23 protein-coding genes, 5 tRNA genes and 1 other annotated feature are annotated in these 22,192 nt (G+C 40.4%); of the genes, 24 read left to right on the top strand and 4 right to left on the bottom strand.

Going from position 1 to position 22,192, the window contains the following annotated elements; genetic code table 11:
* The first annotated feature begins 74 nt into the window (after nt 1-74).
* The 12 genes from gdhA (at nt 75) to sigH (ending at nt 8,004) form a co-directional block, all read left to right on the top strand.
* Nucleotides 75-1,409 (top strand): NADP-specific glutamate dehydrogenase, encoded by a 1,335-nt coding sequence (gene gdhA / locus AC6I5B_RS10900; RefSeq protein WP_004611228.1) that lies wholly within the window; start codon nt 75-77, stop codon nt 1,407-1,409.
* A 98-nt stretch (nt 1,410-1,507) separates the two neighbouring features.
* Nucleotides 1,508-1,580: transfer RNA gene (locus tag AC6I5B_RS10895), tRNA-Val, on the top strand.
* 130 nt (nt 1,581-1,710) lie between these two features.
* A tRNA-Met gene (locus AC6I5B_RS10890) sits at nt 1,711-1,784 on the top strand.
* A 6-nt stretch (nt 1,785-1,790) separates the two neighbouring features.
* A tRNA-Val gene (locus AC6I5B_RS10885) sits at nt 1,791-1,863 on the top strand.
* Nucleotides 1,864-1,905: 42 nt separating this feature from the next.
* Nucleotides 1,906-1,979: transfer RNA gene (locus tag AC6I5B_RS10880), tRNA-Met, on the top strand.
* 79 nt (nt 1,980-2,058) lie between these two features.
* Nucleotides 2,059-2,622, top strand: a complete 564-nt coding sequence (gene ispF, locus AC6I5B_RS10875) for a 2-C-methyl-D-erythritol 2,4-cyclodiphosphate synthase (RefSeq protein WP_004611227.1) — start codon at nt 2,059-2,061, stop codon at nt 2,620-2,622.
* A 3-nt stretch (nt 2,623-2,625) separates the two neighbouring features.
* The gene (locus AC6I5B_RS10870) at nt 2,626-3,720 is read left to right on the top strand and encodes a GNAT family N-acetyltransferase (RefSeq protein WP_004611226.1); all 1,095 of its coding nucleotides are present in this window, start codon (nt 2,626-2,628) and stop codon (nt 3,718-3,720) included.
* Between the two features lie 46 nt (nt 3,721-3,766).
* Nucleotides 3,767-3,986 (top strand) — a binding site (T-box leader).
* Between the two features lie 90 nt (nt 3,987-4,076).
* Nucleotides 4,077-4,784, top strand: a complete 708-nt coding sequence (gene epsC, locus AC6I5B_RS10865) for a serine O-acetyltransferase EpsC (RefSeq protein ID WP_004611225.1) — start codon at nt 4,077-4,079, stop codon at nt 4,782-4,784.
* Nucleotides 4,771-6,177 carry a cysteine--tRNA ligase gene (gene cysS / locus AC6I5B_RS10860; RefSeq protein WP_118208586.1) on the top strand — a complete coding sequence of 469 codons (1,407 nt, stop codon included), beginning with the start codon at nt 4,771-4,773 and terminating at the stop codon, nt 6,175-6,177. Before epsC ends, cysS begins: the two co-directional genes overlap by 14 nt.
* Nucleotides 6,162-6,611, top strand: a complete 450-nt coding sequence (locus tag AC6I5B_RS10855) for a Mini-ribonuclease 3 (protein ID WP_118208585.1) — start codon at nt 6,162-6,164, stop codon at nt 6,609-6,611. The genes cysS and AC6I5B_RS10855 overlap by 16 nt, the downstream gene beginning before the upstream one ends.
* A gap of 9 nt (nt 6,612-6,620) precedes the next feature.
* A complete protein-coding gene (gene rlmB, locus AC6I5B_RS10850) occupies nt 6,621-7,373 on the top strand; it encodes a 23S rRNA (guanosine(2251)-2'-O)-methyltransferase RlmB (protein WP_004611222.1) in 753 nt (250 codons plus the stop codon).
* A 16-nt stretch (nt 7,374-7,389) separates the two neighbouring features.
* On the top strand, nt 7,390-8,004 hold the full coding sequence (gene sigH, locus AC6I5B_RS10845; RefSeq protein WP_118208584.1) for an RNA polymerase sporulation sigma factor SigH: 615 nt from the start codon (nt 7,390-7,392) through the stop codon (nt 8,002-8,004).
* 312 nt (nt 8,005-8,316) lie between these two features.
* Here the strand turns inward: sigH and AC6I5B_RS10840 are convergent.
* Nucleotides 8,317-8,389 (bottom strand) — tRNA-Thr (locus AC6I5B_RS10840).
* Nucleotides 8,390-8,678: 289 nt separating this feature from the next.
* On the opposite strand from AC6I5B_RS10840, the gene AC6I5B_RS10835 reads away from it, so the two are divergent.
* The gene (locus AC6I5B_RS10835) at nt 8,679-10,346 is read left to right on the top strand and encodes a glutamine--tRNA ligase/YqeY domain fusion protein (protein ID WP_004611219.1); all 1,668 of its coding nucleotides are present in this window, start codon (nt 8,679-8,681) and stop codon (nt 10,344-10,346) included.
* A gap of 4 nt (nt 10,347-10,350) precedes the next feature.
* Nucleotides 10,351-11,748, top strand: coding sequence for a MocR-like pyridoxine biosynthesis transcription factor PdxR (gene pdxR / locus AC6I5B_RS10830; protein ID WP_117787767.1), 1,398 nt, complete (start codon nt 10,351-10,353; stop codon nt 11,746-11,748).
* Between the two features lie 35 nt (nt 11,749-11,783).
* Here pdxR and AC6I5B_RS10825 read toward each other — a convergent pair whose 3' ends face one another.
* Nucleotides 11,784-12,044, bottom strand: coding sequence for a hypothetical protein (locus tag AC6I5B_RS10825; RefSeq protein ID WP_004611217.1), 261 nt, complete (start codon nt 12,042-12,044; stop codon nt 11,784-11,786).
* Between the two features lie 151 nt (nt 12,045-12,195).
* On the opposite strand from AC6I5B_RS10825, the gene cls reads away from it, so the two are divergent.
* Both cls and AC6I5B_RS10815 read left to right on the top strand, forming a co-directional pair.
* On the top strand, nt 12,196-13,755 hold the full coding sequence (gene cls, locus AC6I5B_RS10820) for a cardiolipin synthase (RefSeq protein WP_022250314.1): 1,560 nt from the start codon (nt 12,196-12,198) through the stop codon (nt 13,753-13,755).
* Between the two features lie 156 nt (nt 13,756-13,911).
* Nucleotides 13,912-15,102 carry a coenzyme F420-0:L-glutamate ligase gene (locus AC6I5B_RS10815; protein ID WP_022250313.1) on the top strand — a complete coding sequence of 397 codons (1,191 nt, stop codon included), beginning with the start codon at nt 13,912-13,914 and terminating at the stop codon, nt 15,100-15,102.
* Nucleotides 15,103-15,156: 54 nt separating this feature from the next.
* Here the strand turns inward: AC6I5B_RS10815 and asnA are convergent, their stop codons facing one another.
* Entirely contained in the window at nt 15,157-16,167 is a 1,011-nt protein-coding gene (gene asnA / locus AC6I5B_RS10810) for an aspartate--ammonia ligase (RefSeq protein ID WP_004611214.1), read from the bottom strand.
* Between the two features lie 273 nt (nt 16,168-16,440).
* On the opposite strand from asnA, the gene AC6I5B_RS10805 reads away from it, so the two are divergent.
* Nucleotides 16,441-16,587 (top strand): hypothetical protein, encoded by a 147-nt coding sequence (locus tag AC6I5B_RS10805; protein ID WP_022250312.1) that lies wholly within the window; start codon nt 16,441-16,443, stop codon nt 16,585-16,587.
* Nucleotides 16,588-16,594: 7 nt separating this feature from the next.
* Here AC6I5B_RS10805 and AC6I5B_RS10800 read toward each other — a convergent pair whose 3' ends face one another.
* The gene (locus AC6I5B_RS10800; RefSeq protein WP_004611212.1) at nt 16,595-16,801 is read right to left on the bottom strand and encodes a hypothetical protein; all 207 of its coding nucleotides are present in this window, start codon (nt 16,799-16,801) and stop codon (nt 16,595-16,597) included.
* Between the two features lie 173 nt (nt 16,802-16,974).
* Between AC6I5B_RS10800 and dhaK the strand changes: the two genes are divergently transcribed.
* The 7 genes from dhaK (at nt 16,975) to AC6I5B_RS10765 (ending at nt 22,192) form a co-directional block, all read left to right on the top strand.
* Nucleotides 16,975-17,964 carry a dihydroxyacetone kinase subunit DhaK gene (dhaK, locus tag AC6I5B_RS10795; protein ID WP_004611211.1) on the top strand — a complete coding sequence of 330 codons (990 nt, stop codon included), beginning with the start codon at nt 16,975-16,977 and terminating at the stop codon, nt 17,962-17,964.
* 21 nt (nt 17,965-17,985) lie between these two features.
* The gene (gene dhaL / locus AC6I5B_RS10790; RefSeq protein WP_004611210.1) at nt 17,986-18,609 is read left to right on the top strand and encodes a dihydroxyacetone kinase subunit DhaL; all 624 of its coding nucleotides are present in this window, start codon (nt 17,986-17,988) and stop codon (nt 18,607-18,609) included.
* Between the two features lie 11 nt (nt 18,610-18,620).
* Nucleotides 18,621-19,001, top strand: coding sequence for a dihydroxyacetone kinase phosphoryl donor subunit DhaM (gene dhaM, locus AC6I5B_RS10785; protein ID WP_004611209.1), 381 nt, complete (start codon nt 18,621-18,623; stop codon nt 18,999-19,001).
* Nucleotides 19,002-19,110: 109 nt separating this feature from the next.
* Nucleotides 19,111-19,611 carry an SEC-C metal-binding domain-containing protein gene (locus AC6I5B_RS10780; RefSeq protein ID WP_004611208.1) on the top strand — a complete coding sequence of 167 codons (501 nt, stop codon included), beginning with the start codon at nt 19,111-19,113 and terminating at the stop codon, nt 19,609-19,611.
* Between the two features lie 3 nt (nt 19,612-19,614).
* A complete protein-coding gene (locus AC6I5B_RS10775; protein ID WP_004611207.1) occupies nt 19,615-20,361 on the top strand; it encodes a YdcF family protein in 747 nt (248 codons plus the stop codon).
* A gap of 71 nt (nt 20,362-20,432) precedes the next feature.
* Entirely contained in the window at nt 20,433-20,750 is a 318-nt protein-coding gene (locus tag AC6I5B_RS10770; protein WP_044986573.1) for a DUF1540 domain-containing protein, read from the top strand.
* An 89-nt stretch (nt 20,751-20,839) separates the two neighbouring features.
* On the top strand, nt 20,840-22,192 hold the full coding sequence (locus tag AC6I5B_RS10765; RefSeq protein ID WP_022250310.1) for an AI-2E family transporter: 1,353 nt from the start codon (nt 20,840-20,842) through the stop codon (nt 22,190-22,192).

The following is a 22,192-nucleotide window of genomic DNA, read 5'->3' as shown; positions in this document are numbered from 1 at the left end:
AAAGTGTAATGAGGCAATGGGGCCGTGCAGATGGATTCTGTGCGGCTAATTTTATTATTTAGGAGGAAAACAATATGTCATATGTAGATGAGGTAATTGCATTAGTTGTGAAAAAAAACCCAGCAGAACCTGAATTTCATCAGGCTGTAAAAGAGGTGTTGGAATCTCTTAGAGTTGTTGTGGAAGCGAATGAAGAGAAATTCAGAAAGGACGCGCTTTTAGAAAGACTTGTTGAACCAGAAAGACAGTTCAAATTCCGAGTGCCTTGGGTAGATGATAACGGACAGGTTCAGGTTAACACAGGATACCGTGTACAGTTCAACAGTGCGATCGGACCATACAAAGGTGGATTACGTCTTCATCCTTCTGTAAACTTAGGTATTATCAAATTCTTAGGTTTTGAACAAATTTTCAAAAACTCATTGACTGGACTTCCAATCGGTGGAGGAAAAGGTGGTTCTGATTTTGATCCAAAAGGAAAATCAGACAGAGAAGTAATGGCATTCTGCCAAAGCTTTATGACAGAATTGTGTAAATATATTGGAGCAGATACAGACGTTCCAGCAGGAGATATCGGAACAGGAGCAAGAGAGATCGGTTACATGTTCGGACAGTACAAACGCATTCGCGGAGTATACGAAGGTGTGCTTACAGGAAAAGGATTAAGTTATGGTGGATCTCTTGCGAGAACAGAAGCAACAGGATATGGTCTGTTATATCTGACAGAAGAGATGCTGAAATTAAATGGAATCGAACTTGCAGGCAAGACAGTTGCAGTGTCAGGTTCTGGTAATGTTGCAATCTACGCAACACAAAAAGCACAGGAGCTTGGAGCAAAAGTTGTGACAGTGAGTGATTCTACAGGATGGGTATACGATCCGGAAGGAATTGATGTTGCGGCATTGAAAGAGATCAAAGAAGTAAAACGTGCGCGTTTGACAGAATATAAAAATTATCGTCCAAACTCTGAATATCATGAAGGACGAGGCGTATGGAATGTGAAAGTGGATATCGCTCTTCCATGTGCAACTCAGAACGAATTACATTTAGAGGATGCAAAAGCGTTAGTTGCCAACGGTGTTATTGCAGTGGCAGAAGGTGCAAACATGCCTACAACAATGGAAGCTACGGAATATCTTCAGGCAAATGGTGTATTGTTCGCACCAGGTAAGGCTGCAAATGCTGGTGGAGTTGCTACATCTGCGCTTGAGATGTCACAGAACAGCGAACGTCTGAGCTGGACATTCGAAGAAGTTGACAGCAAGTTGAAAGGTATTATGGTAAATATTTGCCACAATATGGCAGATGCTGCTGAGAAATACGGAGCAAAAGGAAATTACGTAGTAGGTGCCAATATCGCCGGATTTGAGAAGGTTGTAGAGGCTATGACAGCACAGGGAATTGTGTAAAAATTTGAAAAAATAAAAAAAATTAAAAAAAGTGTTGACATTTTGTCGAAGATGATAGTATAATAGCAGAGCGGGTTAGAGATAACCCGCAAGCATATGGGATCATAGCTCAGCTGGGAGAGCATCTGCCTTACAAGCAGAGGGTCATAGGTTCGAGCCCTATTGGTCCCATGATATTACCATCATATTATCGAATGTGGTAATATAGCATCGACTACTAAGTTCGAAAGAACCTCACTAAGGGCGTCGATGTGCATCGCACGTAAGTGACAAGAGAACTGTCACTAAGTGTTCACAGCAAGGCGGGATAGCTCAGTTGGCTAGAGCACACGGTTCATACCCGTGGTGTCGCTGGTTCAAATCCAGTTCCCGCTACTATATGGGATCATAGCTCAGCTGGGAGAGCATCTGCCTTACAAGCAGAGGGTCATAGGTTCGAGCCCTATTGGTCCCATAACATTTCACTTAGCAGTGAGGTGTATTTCAAACAGAATATGGCGGGATAGCTCAGTTGGCTAGAGCACACGGTTCATACCCGTGGTGTCGCTGGTTCAAATCCAGTTCCCGCTACTAAGAAGAAGGGGTTGATGCTGGTGCGTTAGCCTCTTTTTGCGTAATAAAAAATTCCATAAAAAGGAGAGTGGCATAGATGAGAGTAGGATTAGGATATGATGTGCATAAATTGACAGAGGGAAGAGATTTAATTTTAGGGGGCGTGAATATTCCATACGAGAAAGGACTGCTCGGTCATTCTGATGCGGATGTGCTTGTTCATGCAATTATGGATGCACTTTTGGGAGCAGCGGCACTTGGAGATATCGGAAAGCATTTTCCGGACAGCGATGAGCGATATAGAGGAATTTCCAGTATTCTCCTGCTTCAGCATGTGGGAAAACTTTTGGACGAGCATCTTTATGTGATTGAGAATATTGATGCTACGATTATTGCACAGCGCCCAAAGATGCTGCCGCATATAGAGATGATGAGAAAAAATATTGCCGAGGCGTTGAAAATCGAGGTGGATCAGGTAAATGTAAAGGCGACGACAGAAGAAGGTCTTGGATTTACAGGGAATGGAGATGGAATTTCTTCTCAGGCAATCTGTGCGATTGAAAAGATTACAAATCTTGCCAGCTATAAAGTGGCTGACAGTGAAGAAAAAAATTGCGTCGGTTGCAGAGGGTGTGTAAGAAGCAATGGTAAGGAAGCGTAAAGAATGAATCTGAGAAAATTAGAAAAGACGGAACATGAGAAGACGCGGAGACTTTGGGAGGAGATTTTTACCGAAGATACGGAGGCGTTTTTGGATTATTATTATAGTATTAAAACAGCTGAAAATGAGATTTTTGTCATGGAAGAAGATCAAACGATTCGGTCAATGCTCCAACTGAATCCTTACCGGCTGCGTGTGAACAAAGCCAGCTTTTCTACGAACTACATTATTGCGGTTGCGACAGATGAAAAATACCGGAAACGTGGGCTGATGGGACGGCTTTTAAAACATGTGATGCGAGAAATGTATGACAGAAAAGAACCATTTACGTTTTTGATGCCGGCTGCGGAGGCAATATACTATCCGTATGATTTTCGATTTGTCTACAATCAAGGGCAATGTGAAGTGTCGGGGAGAGAGAAAAAAGAAGAGACGCTAAAGATTGTCCTTGCAGATGAGAAGGACTGTGTAAAACTTGCAGAATTTGCAAATCAATTTCTGGAGGATGAGCAGGTTGTGGCAGTGCGGGATGAGAAGTATTATAGAACGGTTCTCGCAGAGCAGAAAAGTGAACAAGGTGGAATTGTCATGGCAAAGAGAGATGATCACATCGTGGGAATGTACTGTTATGCGAAAGGGGAGCGGTATGAGATTCGTGAACCACTGTTTTTGAGAGAAGAAGATTTTTTGCATGCCGTTTATACATTAACTGGAAATGAACAGGAACGTGTAAAATGCGGTGCATATGGAACAGAAAAAGAAGTGCCGATGATCATGGTGCGGATTTTGCATTTAGAGACCTTCTTAAAATGCTTTTCTTTAAAAGAAGATGTGGATTTTTATGTACAAGTTATAGATTCATTTTTGGAAGAGAACCATCATATCTTTCATATTGTTGGAGATGCACTGAACGGCGTGACTGTTGTGGGAAGATGTGAAACACCGGAGCATTCCTGCGGAGCAATTTCTGTTGGAGAACTCACAAATTTCATGTTTGGCTATCCCTCCAAAGAAGATAGGCATCTCGAAAAAGAATTAAAAGAAAATCTTAAAAAATTTATTCCGTTGTCAAAAGTTTTTTTGAATGAAGTAGTATAAAGGTTGACAAAACAAAAAAATTTTCATAAACTGTATAAATATAGTGAGAAAGACTTAGAACGAAAAGAGTAGTATATTTGGAACTGACAGAGAGAGATTGCCATCGGCTGAAAGCAATTTTGAGGAAAGAATATATGAAGTGCATTCGGGAGTTGGTTTGGCGAACAGACAGTAGCCGAATTCGGGCAGCATACGTTACATGCATCAAGTGAAGGAAGGAGATTCCTTTATTAGAGTGGAACCGCGGATTGAACTTCGTCTCTAGAGTATTAGAGGCGAAGTTTTTTATTGCACAGGAAATTTCGCCTGTGCAATAATTGCGACATAGAAGATCTGTGAATTTGGGAGGAACGTTGATGGGAATGATATCATATATAAAAGAGGAATTAAACGTAATCAAAGAACGAGATCCTGCCATCAAGACAGGGATGGAGGTGCTTCTTTATTCCAGTTTTAAAGCCATATTGAGTTATCGGGTGGCACATAAGCTGTTTTTGAACAAACACTATTTTCTTGCGAGATGGGTTTCGCAGCGTGCTGCCAGAAAGACCGGGATAGAGATTCATCCGGGGGCGACCATCGGAAAAGGGCTCTTTATCGATCACGGAAGCGGTGTGATCATAGGAGAGACGACGGTGATCGGTGACAATGTGACACTGTATCAGGGAGTCACACTTGGAGGAACCGGAAAGGAAAAGGGGAAACGGCATCCGACGTTGGAAGACAATGTTATGGTGAGCGCCGGAGCGAAGATTCTTGGCTCTTTCACGATAGGGGAGAACTCAAAGATAGGTGCAGGCTCAGTTGTTCTGGAAGAAGTCCCGCCAAATTGTACGGTGGTCGGTGTACCGGGAAGAATTGTGAGAATGGGTGATAAAAAAATCCCGAGAACAGATATGGATCAGGTGCATTTACCGGATCCGGTACTGAATGACCTAAGAGAACTTCATCAGGATAATCTGAAATTGAAAAAACAATTAAAAGAATTAGAAAGTCAGCTCAGATGTGTCACTAAGAAGGACGCAGATGATGCACAAGAAGGAGGACATTATGAAATTATATAACACATTATCAAGAAGAAAAGAAGAATTTATTCCGTTGGAAGAAGGAAAAGTTAAGATGTATGTCTGCGGTCCGACGGTATACAATTTTATCCATATCGGAAATGCAAGACCGATGATTGTATTTGATACAGTGAGACGTTATTTTGAGTACAAAGGCTATGATGTGAACTTTGTATCAAACTTTACAGACGTCGATGATAAGATTATCAAAAAAGCGATTGAGGAAGGTGTATCTGCAAATGAGATTTCGCAGAGATACATTGCAGAATGCAAAAAAGATATGGCTGGGATGAACGTGAAGCCTGCCACAAAGCATCCGCTTGCAACAGAAGAAATCTGTGGCATGATCGAGATGATTCAGGAATTGATCGATAAGGGGTATGCTTACGAAAAGAATGGTACGGTGTATTTCCGCACAAGAAAGTTTGATGAGTATGGAAAGCTTTCTCATAAGAATTTGGATGATCTGCAGTCAGGAGGACGCTCTCTGTTAGTGTCAGGGGAAGCTGAAAAAGAAGACCCATTGGATTTTGTTCTTTGGAAACCGAAAAAAGAAGGAGAGCCGGCGTGGGAGTCGCCTTGGTGCGACGGACGTCCTGGATGGCATATTGAGTGTTCTGTGATGTCGAAAAAATATCTCGGAGATCAGATTGACATCCATGCGGGAGGGGAGGACCTTGTATTCCCGCACCATGAAAACGAGATTGCACAAAGTGAGGCGGCAAATGGAAAAGAGTTTGCAAGGTATTGGATGCACAATGCATTTTTAAATATTGATAACCGTAAGATGTCAAAATCGCTTGGTAACTTCAGAACAGTGAGAGAGATCAGCGAACAGTATGACCTTCAGGTGCTTCGTTTCTTTATGCTGAGCGCACATTACAGAAGCCCGTTGAACTTTAGTGCTGATTTAATGGAAGCATCAAAAAATGGTCTCACACGTATCGTGACCGCTGTGGACAATCTGAAACATTTGGAAAATGCAACTTCGGCTGAGGCGATGACAGATGTGGAGAAGGAAACCTTCGAAAAGACGAAAGAATTCGTGGAAGGCTTTGAGACGGCGATGGAAGATGATTTTAATACTGCCGATGCAATTGCTTCTATTTTTGAACTTGTAAAATTTGCAAATACGACTGCGACAGCAGAAAGTTCAAAAGAGTATTTGAAAGGACTTCATGATCTGATTGTGAAGCTGGCAGATGTACTTGGATTGATCGTAGAAAAAGAAGAGGAGCTGCTTGCGGAAGATATTGAAAAGCTGATCGAGGAGCGCCAGGCGGCGAGAAAAGAAAAGAATTTTAAACGTGCAGATGAGATTCGTAACGAGTTGTTGGAAAAAGGAATTATTTTAGAGGATACACGTGAAGGAGTAAAATGGAAAAGAGCATAGGGTTTGAATTTGATTCCTATATGCAAGAAGTTTTTCAAATGAAAGAGGTGGATGTTAACAGTTATTCACCTCTTACATTGGCATATATAGGAGATAGTATATACGATTTGATTATCAAAAGCCTTGTGATCAATCAAGGCAACCGCCAGGTGAATAAGCTGCACAAGGAGACCAGCATGTATGTTCAGGCGTCCACCCAGTCTCTCATGATGCGCGCGATGCAGGAAGAGCTGACAGAAGAAGAACATGCTGTTTACAAGCGTGGAAGAAACGCAAAATCGGTATCTCCGGCAAAAAATCAATCGATTACCGATTATAGAAGAGCAACCGGATTCGAGGCGTTGCTCGGATATCTGTATTTGAAAAAAGAATGGAAACGAATGTTGGATTTGGTGAAAATCGGTCTGGACAGTTTGAAAGAAAAAGAAGTGTAGGAGGCTTATATGAGCGAAGAGATAAAGGTAGAAAATTTGATGGTTGAGGGACGCAATGCAGTGATTGAGGCATTTCGCTCCGGTAAACCTGTGGATAAGCTGTTTGTGCTTGACGGCTGTCAGGATGGTCCGGTCCGCACAATTATCAGAGAGGCGAAAAAACATGATACTATCATTAATTTTGTGACAAAAGAACGATTGGATCAGATTTCTGAGACAAAGAAACATCAAGGTGTGATTGCATATGCAGCGGCCTATGAGTATTCAGAAGTGGAAGACATGTTGGAACTGGCAAAGAAGAAGGGCGAAGATCCGTTTTTGATTTTGCTTGATAACATTGAAGATCCACATAATCTTGGTGCGATCATCCGTACCGCAAACCTTGCAGGGGCACATGGCGTGATCATTCCAAAGAGACGTGCAGTCGGGCTTACAGCTACTGTTGCAAAGACATCTGCGGGAGCGCTTAATTATACTCCGGTCGCAAAGGTGACAAATCTCGCAAAAACAATGGAAGAGCTGAAAGAAAAAGGGTTATGGTTTGTCTGTGCAGATATGGGCGGCGAATCCATGTACCGACTGAATCTGACAGGTCCAATCGGGATGGTTATTGGAAATGAAGGAGATGGAGTAAGCCGGCTTGTGAAAGAAAAATGTGATTTCATCGCATCTATTCCGATGAAAGGTGACATTGATTCTTTGAATGCATCTGTGGCGGCAGGTGTATTAGCATATGAGATTGTAAGACAGCGTTTGCAGTAGTTTTAGGAGAAAAAGAATGTCTGATTATGGAAAAATGACAGATGAGCAGCTAATCTGCAATCTGCGGGCAGGGGAACAGGAAATTACCGATTATGTCATGGATAAGTATAAATTTCTTGTGAAGAAAAAGGCGAAAGAGATGTATCTTCTCGGTGGGGAAAACGATGACTTGATTCAGGAGGGGATGATCGGACTTTTCAAAGCGGTGCGTGATTATGACAGTGAGCAGGGAACGTCCTTTGCAAGTTTTGCGGATCTTTGTATATCAAGACAGATGTACAGTGCAATCAAAGCGTCTCAGAGGCAGAAACATATGCCGTTGAACTCTTACATTTCCCTGTATGAGCAGGGAGAGGATACACAGGAAGAAAAACAGCAGCCTCTGATCGAGACGATTCAGACAATGAAAGACAATAATCCAGAGGAGTTGTTCCTGAATAAAGAATATCTGCAGATGATTGAGCAGGAGTTAAAACAAAGGTTGAGTGATCTGGAAAATCGGGTACTGCATTTGCATTTGTTGGGAATCGATTATCAGACGATTGCAAAGCTTTTGGATAAAAGCCCGAAATCCATTGATAATGCACTGCAGCGAATTAAAGCGAAAATGGCAGGGATTGTGCAGATATAGAAGCTACCCGGCGAAATATGTATTACAGAATAGCGCTACACTTTGCGGGTGTGGCGCTATTTTTGCGTTTGTTGTTAGTTACAAGGGTAATCACTGCACAAAGCATAGCAATAAAGGAAAACAAATCAGACCATGTTACCATAAGCACCAACCCCCTTTCTACTGGGTGGCTGGCATAGCACCTCATCAGCTCCCTGGGTAAGTATACTATTACCAATGTACAGTATTTCTTATATTGTAAAAAATCGTGGAATTTTGAATTTGATATGATAAAAAGAAAAGAACCATTGAAAAATCAAAGGTTCTGAGTACAGCTGCTGGCGGGACTTGAACCCGTGACCTCCGCCTTACCAAGGCGACGCGCTACCGACTGCGCCACAGCAGCATATATTTTTACAACAAATTTATATTACTATAGCTTGTTTCATCTGTCAATGTTATTTTTAGTAAAAAATTTTCGAAGTGAAACCATTTTAGGGAATTCGCTGTCTAATAGATGAAGACAATTTTATGGAGCATGGATGTACCTACGTGAAAGTTACAGAGAAATCATAGCAAAATGCAGATTACGTGTTGTTCCAAACTTTATTTTATGGTATCCTATAGAATAAAGTGAATCTTCTGTGAAGTGGTCTTGGATTTTACGGAAGAAGAATAGATAGTGGAGGAATGACATGGAAAACGAAGTAGTTTCAAAAAATTTTATAGAACAGGAAATTGAAAAAGATTTAAGAGAAGGTGTATATGATACGGTATGCACAAGATTCCCGCCGGAGCCGAATGGATATCTTCATATCGGACATGCAAAATCTATTTTGCTGAACTATGGATTGGCACAGAAATATAACGGTACATTCCATATGCGTTTTGATGATACGAATCCAACAAAAGAGAAAGTGGAATTTGTAGAGTCTATTAAAGAAGATATCAAATGGCTTGGAGCAGACTGGAAAGACAATCTGTTTTTTGCATCAGATTATTTTGACCAGATGTATGAATGTGCTGTGAAATTAATCAAAAAAGGAAAAGCATATGTATGTGATCTGACAGCGGAAGAGATTCGCGAGTACAGAGGAACTTTGACAGAACCGGGAAGAAACAGCCCGTACCGTGAACGTACGGTGGAAGAGAATTTAGAGCTGTTCGAGGCGATGAAAAATGGAGAGTTTGAAGATGGGGAGAGAGTGCTCCGTGCAAAAATCGATATGGCATCACCGAACATCAACATGCGTGACCCGATCATTTACCGTGTGGCACATATGACGCATCACAATACAGGTGATAAATGGTGTATTTACCCAATGTACGATTTCGCACATCCGATTGAAGATGCGATTGAGAAAATCACACATTCTATCTGTACATTAGAGTTTGAAGATCACAGACCACTGTATGACTGGGTTGTAAGAGAATGTGAGTTTGAACCGGCACCAAGACAGATTGAGTTTGCAAAATTATATTTGACAAATGTGGTGACAGGAAAGAGATATATCAAAAAATTAGTCGAAGACGGTATTGTAGATGGATGGGATGATCCAAGACTTGTATCAATTGCGGCACTTAGAAGACGTGGATTTACACCGGAATCATTGAAGATGTTCGTAGATCTCTGCGGAGTGTCTAAGAGCAACAGCTCTGTGGACTACGCAATGTTAGAATACTGTATCCGTGAAGATTTGAAGATGAAAAAATCACGTATGATGGCAGTGCTTGATCCGATCAAGCTGATCATCGACAATTATCCGGAAGGACAGGTTGAATATTTGGATGTGGCAAATAATTTGGAAAATGAAGAATTAGGATACCGTAAAGTACCTTTCTGCAGAGAGCTTTACATTGAGAGAGAAGACTTTATGGAAGAGCCACCGAAAAAATATTTCCGTTTGTTCCCAGGAAACGAAGTGCGCCTGATGCATGCGTATTTTGTAAAATGTGAAAGCTTTGTAAAAGATGAAAACGGTAATATCACAGAGATTCACTGTACGTATGATCCAGAGACAAAATGTGGAAGTGGATTTACAGGAAGAAAAGTAAAAGGTACGATTCACTGGGTACCAGCTCCATATGCAGTGAAAGCAGAAGTACGTCTTTATGAAAATATTGTTGACGAAGAAAAAGGTGTTTACAATAAAGAGGACGGTTCTTTGAACTTGAATCCAAATTCATTGACAATCTTGAAAGACTGCTATTTAGAGCCAAGCTTTGACGATGCAAAAGCATATGACAGCTTCCAGTTTGTGAGAAACGGATATTTCTGTATTGATGCGAAAGATTCAAAACCGGATGCGCTTGTATTTAACCGTATCGTATCCTTGAAGAGCTCTTTCAAACTGCCAAAATAAACAGATGAATGAATTGACAATCAATTTGAAGACAAAATCGGATGTGCCACTGTATGAGCAGATTTACCGGCATATTAAGACAGAGATTCAAAGTGGGCGGATTGCCTGCAGAGAAAAACTGCCTTCTACACGGGCTCTCTCCAGACATTTGGAGGTGAGCCGAAGTACGGTAGAGCTGGCATATGAACAGCTTTTGTCGGAAGGGTATATTGAGTCGGAGCCGTGTAAAGGCTTTTTTGCCGCGCAATTGGAAGGATTGTATCAATTTGCGGAGCTTAACATGGTATCAAAAGCAGGAGAGAAAACCGAGAAGAAAAAATATCGTTATGATTTCAGCCCGCGTGGAATTGATTTAAGCAGCTTCCCGTATAATGTGTGGAGAAAATTATCAAAAGAAATATTGGTGGACGATCGAACGGACTTGTTCCGTCTCGGAAATTCACAGGGAGAAGAGGGGCTTCGAAATGCAATCCGTAACTACCTGTATCAGGCACGTGGAGTGAATTGTCAGCCGGAACAGATTATTGTCGGTGCGGGAAATGATTATCTGCTTATGCTGCTTAGCATGGTGATGGGAGAGCAACGAAAGGTTGCATTTGAGAATCCTACTTACAAGCAGGCGTATCGTTTGTTTCGAAATCTTTCCTGTGAAGTGATGACGATTGATATGGATAAATATGGAATGGAAGTCTCAAAATTGTGTGAATCGAATGCAGACACCGCATATGTTATGCCGTCTCACCAATATCCGCTTGGTATCGTTATGCCGATCAAAAGAAGAATGGAACTGCTCAGATGGGCGGGAGAATCCGAAGAAAGATATATTATAGAAGACGATTATGACAGTGAGTTTCGGTACAAAGGAAGACCGATTCCGGCATTGCAGGGATATGATATGAATGATAAAGTGATTTATCTTGGGACTTTTTCAAAGTCGCTGGCGCCGGCAATCCGAATCAGTTACATGGTACTTCCAAAACGACTTCTTACAGCATATAATGAAAAGTGCAGATTTTTAAGCTCGACGGTCTCAAAAGTCGATCAGTTTATTATCCAACGGTTTATCGAAGAAGGATATTATGAGCGTCATCTGAATAAAATGAGAGCACTTTATAAAAACAGACATGATATATTAATGGCTGGGTTAAAACCGTTGCTTACGAGATGCAGCATTTCGGGAGAGCATGCAGGAGTACATTTACTTTTAACGTTTCCATCGGGAGAAAAAGAAAAAGAACTGATCAGACAGGCGGAAGAAAAAGAAATCAGAGTTTATGGATTGTCAGAATATGATATTGATGAACAAAAAAACGCAAAAGCAACGATATTGCTCGGATATGCAAATATGAGTGAAGAAGCGATTCGAGATGCGAGCAACATCCTGTGTGAGATATGGAAATAAAAGGAGTTCCAACTGTGGAACTCCTTTTATTTCTTTTATACTTCTGCGTCCTGTTCAGATGAGGTTTCTTCCTCGGCGGGTGTCTCCTCTGTCTCCTGATTGAGCGAAACATAAGATCTTTGGGTGACTGGTTCTAAGTCACTGTCCAGATCAAAATCCTCATCTTCAAAATCATCTGAAAATTCACTGTTATCGTCAAGTGTATGTTGCTTTTTCTTGAAAAATGCAATTCCAATGCCGATTGCAGCACCAATGCCTGCAAGTGCTAATAAAAATTTACTCCATTTTTTTGACATATGATGACTCCTTTCTGAAAATAATATGATTCATTGAAAAACATTATAATACTTTTGTCGGAAAAATGAAAGGGGAATTCAGCCGATTGTTGTTTCTGTATCAGAATTGTGTTAGACTAACTCTTATATAGTAGAAAAGGAAGTGAGAGTATTGAACAAAGAACCTGTAAAAAAAGCGAAAAAGGGAATATTGAGTATTGTATTTAGCAGAATTTCGTTGCTTGCGGTATTATTGATCATCCAGATTGCTTTGATTGTAGGGACAGTCACATATTTGGAAGACTATGCAACTTACATTTATGTGATTTTTATCGTGTTGGAAGTGATTTCTGTCGTTTATATTATAAACAGTAAAAGCAATCCTGCGTTTAAGACTTCGTGGATATTGTTTATCCTTTTAATTCCGATTGTGGGAACAGTGTTTTATCTGTTTATGAAAATACAGCCTGGAACAAGTTATTTGGACCATCGCCTCAGGACATTGAATGATGCGACATCGCCATTTATGAAACAGGATAAGGAGACGGTGGAGGCGCTTCGTGTATCGAAGCCTGCCAATGCCAATCTTGCACATTATCTGACACATCAGGCGGCATTTCCTGTGCATCGCAATACAGAAGTGACGTATTTTCCCCTTGGTGAAAATAAATTCAAGGAGATGAAAAAGCAGTTAAGACTTGCAGAAAAATATATTTTTCTAGAGTATTTTATAGTGGAAGAAGGTATCATGTGGAATGAGATACTGGATATTCTCATTGATAAGGTCTCGAAAGGTGTGGAGGTCCGTTTCATGTATGACGGAATGTGCAGTATGGTACAACTGCCTTACCATTATCCGAAGACGATGAAAAAATATGGAATTAAATGTAAGATGTTCAGCCCGATCAAACCGGTTCTCTCTTCACATCAGAATAACAGAGATCACAGGAAAATATGTGTGATCGATGGACGTGTTGCGTTTACTGGGGGAATCAATCTGGCGGATGAGTATATTAATCAGAAAGTCCGTTTCGGACACTGGAAGGATACGGCAGTCATGTTAAAGGGAGAGGCAGTTCAGAACTTTACGATGATGTTTCTTCAGATGTGGAATGTCAGCGAGCGGGGAAAGGAAGATTATGCGAAATATCTTACCCCTAAGTCACTTGACATCAGAAGAGAACTTGGTTTTGTGCTTCCGTATGCAGACAGCCCATTTGATCATGAAAATATTGGAGAGCAGGTGTACTTTCATTTGCTGAATCATGCAAAAAAATACGTGCACATTATGACGCCATACCTGATTTTAGATAATGAGATGGTGACAAATCTTACTTATACAGCAAAATGTGGAATTGAAGTTATCATTATTATGCCGCATATTCCGGATAAGTGGTATGCGTTTGCAGTAGCGCAGACCTATTATGAAGAACTGATCAGTGCGGGAGTGCAGATTTATGAATATACACCGGGATTTGTACATGCGAAAGTGTTTGTGTCCGACAATGATACTGCGACGGTCGGGACGATCAATCTTGATTATCGCAGTTTGTATCACCATTTTGAATGTGGTACATTCATTTATAACAATCCGGTCGTGTGGGAGATTGAACGTGATTTCCAAAATACTTTAAAAGCATGTCAGAAGATTACGATGCTTGATGTGAAAGCAAGAAGAATCGGTATGAAGATGGTCGGAAGAGTTTTAAGACTGATTGCACCTTTGATGTAAACAAATATCGAAAAAAATATTGCATAACACGGAGAAAGTATAGTATAATTCTATCGGTGCTTTATAAGCAGTGCTAAAGTATTTTATAAGAAGACACAATAATAAAGTGATTTGTAAATGCGTGACATTACAAAGTAAGATGGGAGAGAAAAACACATGGAAAGAAAAGTTGGAACAATTTCAAGAGGAGTTCGTTGTCCAATCATTAGAGAAAATGATAATTTAGCTGATATTGTAGTAGAAAGCGTATTGGACGCTGCAAAAAGCGAAGGATTTGAACTGAGAGACAGAGATGTTATTTCTGTTACAGAGTCAATTGTAGCAAGAGCACAGGGAAATTACGCTTCTATTGATGCCATTGCAGAAGATGTAAAAGCAAAATTAGGCGGAGAGACAATCGGAGTAATCTTCCCAATCTTATCAAGAAATAGATTTGCTATCTGTCTCAGAGGAATCGCTGCCGGAGCAAAAAAAGTTGTTTTGATGTTAAGCTACCCAAGTGATGAAGTGGGAAATGAACTTGTATCATTGGATAAATTAGATGAGGCAGGAATCAACCCATACAGCGATGTTCTTACATTGGAAAAATACAGAGAATTATTTGGCGAGAACAAGCACGAATTTACAGGTGTAGATTATGTAGATTACTATGCAAATATCATCAAAGAAGCAGGGGCAGAAGTAGAAGTTATTTTTGCGAACAATCCAAGAACAATCTTAAACTATACAAAGAATGTGTTGAACTGTGATATTCATACACGCGTTAGAACAAAACGTATTTTACGGGAGAATGGCGCAGAAAGAGTATGCGGATTAGACGATATTTTGAATGCATCGGTAAATGGAAGCGGATACAATACAAAATATGGATTATTGGGATCTAATAAATCGACAGAAGACAAAATTAAATTATTCCCGAATGAGTGTTTTGATTTAGTAGAAGATATTCAGAAACAGATTTTGGATAAGACTGGAAAGCATGTAGAGGTTATGGTATATGGAGATGGTGCGTTCAAAGATCCACAAGGAAAGATCTGGGAACTTGCTGATCCGGTTGTATCACCAGCTTACACAGAAGGTCTGATTGGAACACCGAATGAAGTGAAGTTAAAATATCTTGCAGATAATGATTTCAAAGATTTAAGTGGGGAAGCATTGAAAGAAGCAATTTCAAAGCGTATCAGAGAAAAGAGCGATAATCTTGTTGGAGATATGGCGTCTCAGGGAACAACTCCGAGACAGTTGACAGATCTTATCGGTTCTTTGTGTGACCTTACAAGTGGCTCAGGAGATAAAGGAACACCGGTTGTATTGGTTCAGGGATATTTTGATAATTATACAAACTAATAAAAAAATGGTGCTGCATAATATATGCAGCACCATTTTTAGGTGTACCAGAAATTATAATAACCGAATTCCGTTAGCAAAAGCTGTGTCTACAATCTCTTCCGGCCATGTAGAAGACTGTACTTCTCCGATATGAGCTTTTCTTAGGCAGTACATACAAATACGGGACTGTCCAAGACCTCCGCCGATTGTATATGGAAGTTCATGATTCAAAAGAGCTTTTTGGAAATCAAGTTCCGCCCGTTCCGGACAGCCGGCCAAGCCAAGCTGACGTTCTAATGCTTCCTCATCAACACGGATTCCCATGGAAGAAAGTTCTAATGCAATGTCAAGAACCGGATAATATACAATGATATCGCCGTTCAATTCCCAGTCGTCATAATCCGGTGCACGCCCATCATGCTTCTCGCCGGAAATCAATTCTTTTCCGATCTGAGAGATGAAGACAGCTCCCTTTTCTTTGACAATCTTATATTCTCTTTCCTTAGGAGTGGAAGAAGGATATAGATTTTCCAATTCCTGTGAAGTGATGAAAGTGATCTCTTCCGGAAGAATCGGATCTATGTAGTTATATCTTCTCGAGATATATTCTTCTGTCTCGCGAAGCGCAGCGTATACTTTGCGGACAGTGTACTGCAATGTCTCCATATTGCGTTCTTCTTTAGAAATTACTTTTTCCCAATCCCATTGATCGACATAAATCGAATGTATGTTATCGGTATCCTCGTCTCTTCTGATTGCATTCATATCTGTATATAAACCCTCACCTGAGTGAAAACCGTAGCGCTTTAATGCATAGCGTTTCCATTTTGCAAGGGAATGTACAATTTCCACCGGGGTATCGTTCTGCTCTTTGATTCCAAACGCTACTGGACGTTCCACACCATTTAAGTTGTCGTTCAGTCCAGACTCCGGTTTGACAAAAAGTGGAGCGGATACACGTGTCAGATGCAGTGATTTTGCGAGGGCACGCTCAAAGTGGTCTTTGATTTCTTTGATTGCAACTTCTGTCTCACGAATCGTAAGTGGTGCAGTGTATCCTTCAGGGATGATTAAATGTTCCATATGCAAGTCTCCTTTTTACTAAGATTATCGAACGTGTGGATTTGAATTACACAAACGATAGTAATAGTGTAGTGTCAGTAATGGCAATGTGTCAAGAGAAAATAAGGAATTCGCATAGAAAAACTTAAGAATTGAGTTAGAAAGATTTTATATAACTGACACAAGTTAGTCATGAATTGTTGTTAAAATAAAATTGTTTCAAAAAGGAATATAAATGTAAGAGTATGAATATAATGATAAAGTTGGAAATAGATATAGATGGAGGAATTTAGTATGCAGAAAGAAAAGAAACAGAAATATCAGGAAATGATATCGATTGAGGAATACCTGATGAAGAGACGAAAACAAAAAGAAATCGAAGACAGACAATTCAGACAAGAAGAAAGCCCTGCCTTTTTTGCGGCAGAGCTATATGTGTAACACAGAGTTAGTCATCCTTATTCTTGTGCGACAATCTGTAAAACAGTGAGTATGCATATAAAAGAACCGGAAGCAGGATTGTCGCAGCAATAGAAGCTTTGAATAGCCACATTGTATTTGGTGAATCAAAAATTGCAAAGAAAAGAGTGCTCAGATAAAGCGCTGCTAACAGAATAACGCCTAAGAGCGCAAGAATTCGTTTTGTCTTACTCATAACTATCGTCTCCTCATATATGATAGTTTGATTATAGCGATAGATTTTCAAAAATGCAAATAGAAACTATTGACCAGAAAGTTGTATGGTGATATTCTATAAAAAAGAAGCTTTTAAATGATGAAAAACTATACAAAATGGTGAAAATGTAAAGAATCAAGGAGGTTTCGACAATGAAAAAAATTATGAACAATGTGGATGCGGTAGAGAATGAAATGGTTTTGGGAATGGTAAAAGCATATCCGCAATATATAAAAAAATTAGATTGCGGAAATGTAGTAGTAAGAGCCAGAAAAAAAGAAGGAAAAGTTGCTCTGATCAGTGGTGGCGGAAGCGGGCATGAGCCGGCACATGGTGGATTTGTAGGAGAAGGTATGCTGGATGCTGCCGTTGCAGGACCGGTCTTTACTTCTCCGACACCGGATCAGATTTATGAAGGTATCAAAGCGATAGAGACGGACAAAGGTGTCTTTATGGTTGTAAAGAACTACACCGGGGATGTTATGAATTTTGAGATGGCAGCAGAGATGGCGGAGATGGACGGTATTCCAGTCAAATATGTTGTTACGAATGATGATGTTGCGGTTCAGGACAGTTTGTATACAGTTGGGCGCCGTGGTGTGGCAGGAACAATTTTTGTACATAAAATAGCAGGCGCGAAAGCGGAGGAAGGTGCAGAGCTTGAAGCGGTACAGGCAGTTGCACAAAAAGTGGTCGACAATGTGAGAACCATGGGAATGGCAATCAAGCCTTGCACGGTTCCGGCAGCAGGGAAACCGGGATTTGAGCTGAGTGACGATGAGATGGAGGTAGGAATCGGAATTCACGGGGAACCGGGGACGCACAGGGAATCGTTGAAAAAGGCAGATGAGATTGTAGATATGCTGTTGGAAAAGATTCTGGCGGATATCGATTATGCGGATAGCGAAGTGGCTGTTTTGATCAACGGCGCAGGAGGAACTCCTCTTATGGAATTATTTATTGTAAACAACCATGTGTCAGATGTACTTGCTGCGAAAGGAATCAAAGTATATAAGACGTTTGTCGGAAATTATATGACATCGATTGAAATGGACGGATTTTCAATTTCTCTGTTGAGATTGGATGACGAGATGAAGAAACTGCTGGATGCAAAGGCAGATACACCCGCATTTAAGGCATAATGTAGAAAGAAGGAACGACTTATGGTAAATCAACAAAAGGTAATTGAAATTTTAAGAAACATCGGAGAGACGATTGAGAAAGAAAAACTGTTTTTGACGGAACTTGATAATGTAATCGGTGATGGGGATCATGGAATTAACCTTTCACGCGGTTTTCAGGAGGTGGAAAAAAAGTTAGATACGCTTGCTGATAAAGACATTGGAACGATTTTAAAGACGGTTGGAATGACACTTGTATCTACGGTGGGAGGCGCATCAGGACCACTTTATGGGACTGCATTTATGAAGGCAGGGCAATTGATGGCAGGAAAAGATGCGGTGGACATCAATGATTTTGTGGAAATTCTAAGGGTTTCCATAGAGGGAATTAAAATGCGCGGCAAATCCACAACCGGTGAAAAGACGATGCTGGATGCAATGGTTCCGGCGCTTGCTGCAATGGAAGGTGCTCTTAAGGCGGCAAAAGATCCGAAAGAAATATTGTTGGAAGGAGTGGAGGCAGCAGAGGATGGTGTCGCATATACGAAGACTATCATTGCCACAAAGGGAAGAGCAAGCTATTTGGGAGAACGCAGTATTGGGCATCAGGATCCGGGAGCTACTTCGTTTACATTAATGCTAAGCGTGATTGCCAAAAGTTTGTAAGGAGGGTAAGTATGGTAGGAATTGTAATTGTATCTCATAGTCGGGAGTTGGCGGACAGCATTGTGGAGTTTACAAAGATGATGGCTCCGGAAGCGCTTATCCGTGCGGCGGGAGGTATGGATGACGGAACACTCGGGACGAGTTATGAAAAAATATATCAGGCAATCGAGGACGTTTATTCCGAAGACGGAGTGCTTGTGATGATGGACATGGGCAGTGCTGTTATGACAACAGAGATGGTTCTGGAGGAGATGTCTGACAAGAAAATTGAGATGATAGACTGCCCGATTGTAGAAGGAGCAGTGGCGGCCACGGTTGCAGCATCCGCAGGAGCTGATTTTGAAGAAGTGAAACAAAATGCATTGGAAGCAAAAACAGCTGCTAAATTTTGAAGTGTAAAACAAAGCATACTGAGAAAAAACAGTTTCGGTATGCTTGTTTTATGAAGAAAAATGAGATATAATAAAGCGATAAGAATGAAAATACAAAGGAGTTATAAACATGGCATTATTAGAAGAATGGAGAGCAGTTGCATATTCAAAGGAGATGGATCGTGCAGCATTACAAAAATTTTGGGGAACCTATTTTCAAATTGAAAAAAATATCTATGAGAAATTATTGACAAATCCGGATGAGGAAGTAAAAGGAACAGTCAAAGAACTTGCAGAAAAGTATGAAATTGACGTGTTTACAATGACAGGATTTTTGGATGGAATCAATGAAAGCTTAAAAGAAGAGAATCCAATTGAGACAATGGAAGAAGATACAGTTGTAAACCTGATCTTTGACAAAGAAAAGTTATATAAGAATATGGTGGATGCAAAAGCTGACTGGCTGTATGAATTACCACAGTGGAATAACATCTTTACACCAGAACGCAAGAGAGAATTGTATAAAGAACAGAAAAATTCGGGAACAGTCCGCAAAGAAAAGAAAGTTGGAAGAAATGATCCTTGTCCATGTGGAAGCGGGAAAAAGTATAAAAAATGCTGCGGTAAATAGTCCATGGCATCAGGATTCATTGCACTTGGAATTTTAAGTATCCTGTATTATGGATTTGTTGTATGGTATACGAAGCGATGGAATGGAACGTTTACATGGTTCTGGGCGGTGTTTGGATTGGCGAATATCGGAATCGGAATACTGACCAGGGGAATTCCGGTTTGGCTTGAGTATATTTTAACCGGTATTTTTATTGTTCTGTGGATGATTTTTTTCTGTGTGGAAGTGTTGATTCTTTGTGCGATGATATCAGTTGCTCCGAAAAATATGAAATACATTATTATTTTAGGGGCACAGATTCGCGGGAAAAGAGTGACTGAGGCATTGAAAAGAAGACTTGACCGTGGAATTCGTTATCTCAATGAGAATCCAGAGACGATTGTAATCGTATCGGGAGGCAGAGGGAAAGGTGAGGATATCACGGAGGCAGAAGCGATGGCAGAATATTTGGAAAATTGTGGGATTGATGCAAACAGAATCTGCCTGGAAGAAAAATCGACGTCAACATATGAGAATCTGAAAAAAAGTCTTGCTTTTATAGATGATGAGCGACGGGATAAAATAGGAATTGTTACAAATAACTTTCATATTTACCGAGCTGTGAAATTGGCAAAATCAATCGGATACAGAAAAGTTTACGCGATTACAGCAAGCAGTAATCTTGCTGTATTTCCAAATTATATGGTGAGAGAATTCTTTGCAGTGCTCGCTCTGTTTCTGAGACTGCGAAAGCACAAGACAGAAGAATAGATGTATAAAATAAAAACAGGTGTGAAATACTATCTCTGATAGAATTAGAAAAAATATAAGGAGGTATGATCATGCCAGAGTTGAAATGTACAGTACAGACATGTACGCACAATAAGCAATTTTATTGTGACCTTGATGCTATCGAGGTTCAGGGGGATTCTGCAAGAAAGTCAGATGAGACATGTTGTGGAAGCTTCGTGAAGCGAAAAGGAGATTCTTACAGCAATGTAACAGGAGAGGCGTCTCCGACAAGCAATGTCGACTGCAAAGCAGTTGAATGCATGTATAACAATGCGTGCAGATGCCATGCGGGTAAGATCAGCGTGGAGGGCAGCAACGCATGCAAATGCGGCGAGACCGAATGTGCAAGTTTTGAATGCAGTAAATAGTGAATAAGGTTGGGCGCAGTAAAGGTTTGAAACTTTTGCTGCGCCCTTAACTGTGTTCTTGTTGACGTTTTTAAGAAGGTAGCGTTATAATGAAACATAGATGTAAATTGAGCGAGGAAAGGATTCGAATACATATTATGGAAAATTCAAAGGAAACGAAAACTTATCATGATAAAAGACCTCAGTTTCGAAATAAAGGTCCTTCAAAATTAAGACAGCAGTTTGGAAAAGGAATGACAGCATTTCTTGTTGTTGCAGCAAGCATTGTTTTTTATTTTGCATTTTTGCGTTTTAATGGAATTTCTAATATTTTTGAAAAGATATTTCAGATATTAAAACCAATTATATATGGTCTTGTGATTGCATATCTTCTGAATCCGATTGTGAAATTGGTGGAAAGACATCTTACTCCTTTTTTGGAGAAAAAACTAAAGAAAAAAGAGACGGCACATAAAATTGGGCGGGGGAGCGGAATTTTCGCAGCTTTGATTTTTTCGGTGTTTGTGATTGTGGCACTGTGCAACATGCTGATTCCGGAATTATATAAAAGTATCCGAGATTTGATTGTGACACTTCCAGAGCAGATGAATAGCTGGGCACAAGATATGAATGCATTTTTAATCAGTAACTCAACTTTGGATACGATGCTGAAGAATATCATTACAGAGGGAACAGATACGGTGGAAAACTGGCTGAAGACGGATTTACTCCAACAGGCGAACACTTTAATGTCGAATCTGACGGTAGGAGTAATCAATGTTGTGAGTGAGATTATGAATGTGTTGATCGGGTTTATTGTCTCTGTCTATGTACTGTTTAGTAAGGAACTGTTTTCCGGTCAGTGCAAAAAGATTGTATATGCACTGATGAAACCGGATCACGCAAACATGACACTTCATATTACGAAAAAGAGCAATGAGATTTTTGGCGGGTTTATCATTGGAAAAATCATTGATTCTGCGATTATCGGAGTATTGTGTTTTATAGCACTTAGCATTATGAAGATGCCATACACCCTTATTGTCAGCGTGATTGTCGGAGTGACGAACGTAATTCCGTTTTTCGGACCTTATATCGGAGCAATACCGAGTACGATTCTGATTATGATTGCAGAACCGATACAGGGGCTGTATTTTGCTATTTTTATATTGATTTTGCAGCAGATTGACGGGAATATCATTGGACCGAAGATTTTGGGAGACTCTACCGGTCTGTCCGCTTTCTGGGTTGTCTTTTCCATACTGCTTGGAGGAGGACTTTTCGGGTTTGTCGGAATGATCATGGGAGTGCCGACTTTCGCTGTCCTATATTATATTGCGCAAATGTTTATCAACCAAAAGTTGGAGCGCAAAAAACTTCCAACATCATCTGAAAGGTATGGCAGTGAAAGCTATGTGAATGATGAAGGAGAATTTATTGAATGTGAAGAAAAAGGAGAATAA

Source organism: Faecalimonas nexilis, from assembly GCF_059731825.1.
This window is presented reverse-complemented; position numbering and strand designations above follow the sequence as displayed.

Excerpts from the sequence above, each read along its gene's own strand:
- gdhA (WP_004611228.1), top strand. The coding sequence starts at position 75 with ATGTCATATGTAGATGAGGTAATTGCATTAGTTGTGAAAAAAAACCCA.
- ispF (WP_004611227.1), top strand. The coding sequence starts at position 2,059 with ATGAGAGTAGGATTAGGATATGATGTGCATAAATTGACAGAGGGAAGA.
- AC6I5B_RS10870 (WP_004611226.1), top strand. The coding sequence starts at position 2,626 with ATGAATCTGAGAAAATTAGAAAAGACGGAACATGAGAAGACGCGGAGA.
- epsC (WP_004611225.1), top strand. The coding sequence starts at position 4,077 with ATGGGAATGATATCATATATAAAAGAGGAATTAAACGTAATCAAAGAA.
- cysS (WP_118208586.1), top strand. The coding sequence starts at position 4,771 with ATGAAATTATATAACACATTATCAAGAAGAAAAGAAGAATTTATTCCG.
- AC6I5B_RS10855 (WP_118208585.1), top strand. The coding sequence starts at position 6,162 with ATGGAAAAGAGCATAGGGTTTGAATTTGATTCCTATATGCAAGAAGTT.
- rlmB (WP_004611222.1), top strand. The coding sequence starts at position 6,621 with ATGAGCGAAGAGATAAAGGTAGAAAATTTGATGGTTGAGGGACGCAAT.
- sigH (WP_118208584.1), top strand. The coding sequence starts at position 7,390 with ATGTCTGATTATGGAAAAATGACAGATGAGCAGCTAATCTGCAATCTG.
- AC6I5B_RS10835 (WP_004611219.1), top strand. The coding sequence starts at position 8,679 with ATGGAAAACGAAGTAGTTTCAAAAAATTTTATAGAACAGGAAATTGAA.
- pdxR (WP_117787767.1), top strand. The coding sequence starts at position 10,351 with ATGAATGAATTGACAATCAATTTGAAGACAAAATCGGATGTGCCACTG.
- AC6I5B_RS10825 (WP_004611217.1), bottom strand. The coding sequence starts at position 12,044 with ATGTCAAAAAAATGGAGTAAATTTTTATTAGCACTTGCAGGCATTGGT.
- AC6I5B_RS10815 (WP_022250313.1), top strand. The coding sequence starts at position 13,912 with ATGGAAAGAAAAGTTGGAACAATTTCAAGAGGAGTTCGTTGTCCAATC.
- asnA (WP_004611214.1), bottom strand. The coding sequence starts at position 16,167 with ATGGAACATTTAATCATCCCTGAAGGATACACTGCACCACTTACGATT.
- AC6I5B_RS10805 (WP_022250312.1), top strand. The coding sequence starts at position 16,441 with ATGCAGAAAGAAAAGAAACAGAAATATCAGGAAATGATATCGATTGAG.
- AC6I5B_RS10800 (WP_004611212.1), bottom strand. The coding sequence starts at position 16,801 with ATGAGTAAGACAAAACGAATTCTTGCGCTCTTAGGCGTTATTCTGTTA.
- dhaK (WP_004611211.1), top strand. The coding sequence starts at position 16,975 with ATGAAAAAAATTATGAACAATGTGGATGCGGTAGAGAATGAAATGGTT.
- dhaL (WP_004611210.1), top strand. The coding sequence starts at position 17,986 with ATGGTAAATCAACAAAAGGTAATTGAAATTTTAAGAAACATCGGAGAG.
- dhaM (WP_004611209.1), top strand. The coding sequence starts at position 18,621 with ATGGTAGGAATTGTAATTGTATCTCATAGTCGGGAGTTGGCGGACAGC.
- AC6I5B_RS10780 (WP_004611208.1), top strand. The coding sequence starts at position 19,111 with ATGGCATTATTAGAAGAATGGAGAGCAGTTGCATATTCAAAGGAGATG.
- AC6I5B_RS10775 (WP_004611207.1), top strand. The coding sequence starts at position 19,615 with ATGGCATCAGGATTCATTGCACTTGGAATTTTAAGTATCCTGTATTAT.
- AC6I5B_RS10770 (WP_044986573.1), top strand. The coding sequence starts at position 20,433 with ATGCCAGAGTTGAAATGTACAGTACAGACATGTACGCACAATAAGCAA.
- AC6I5B_RS10765 (WP_022250310.1), top strand. The coding sequence starts at position 20,840 with ATGAAACATAGATGTAAATTGAGCGAGGAAAGGATTCGAATACATATT.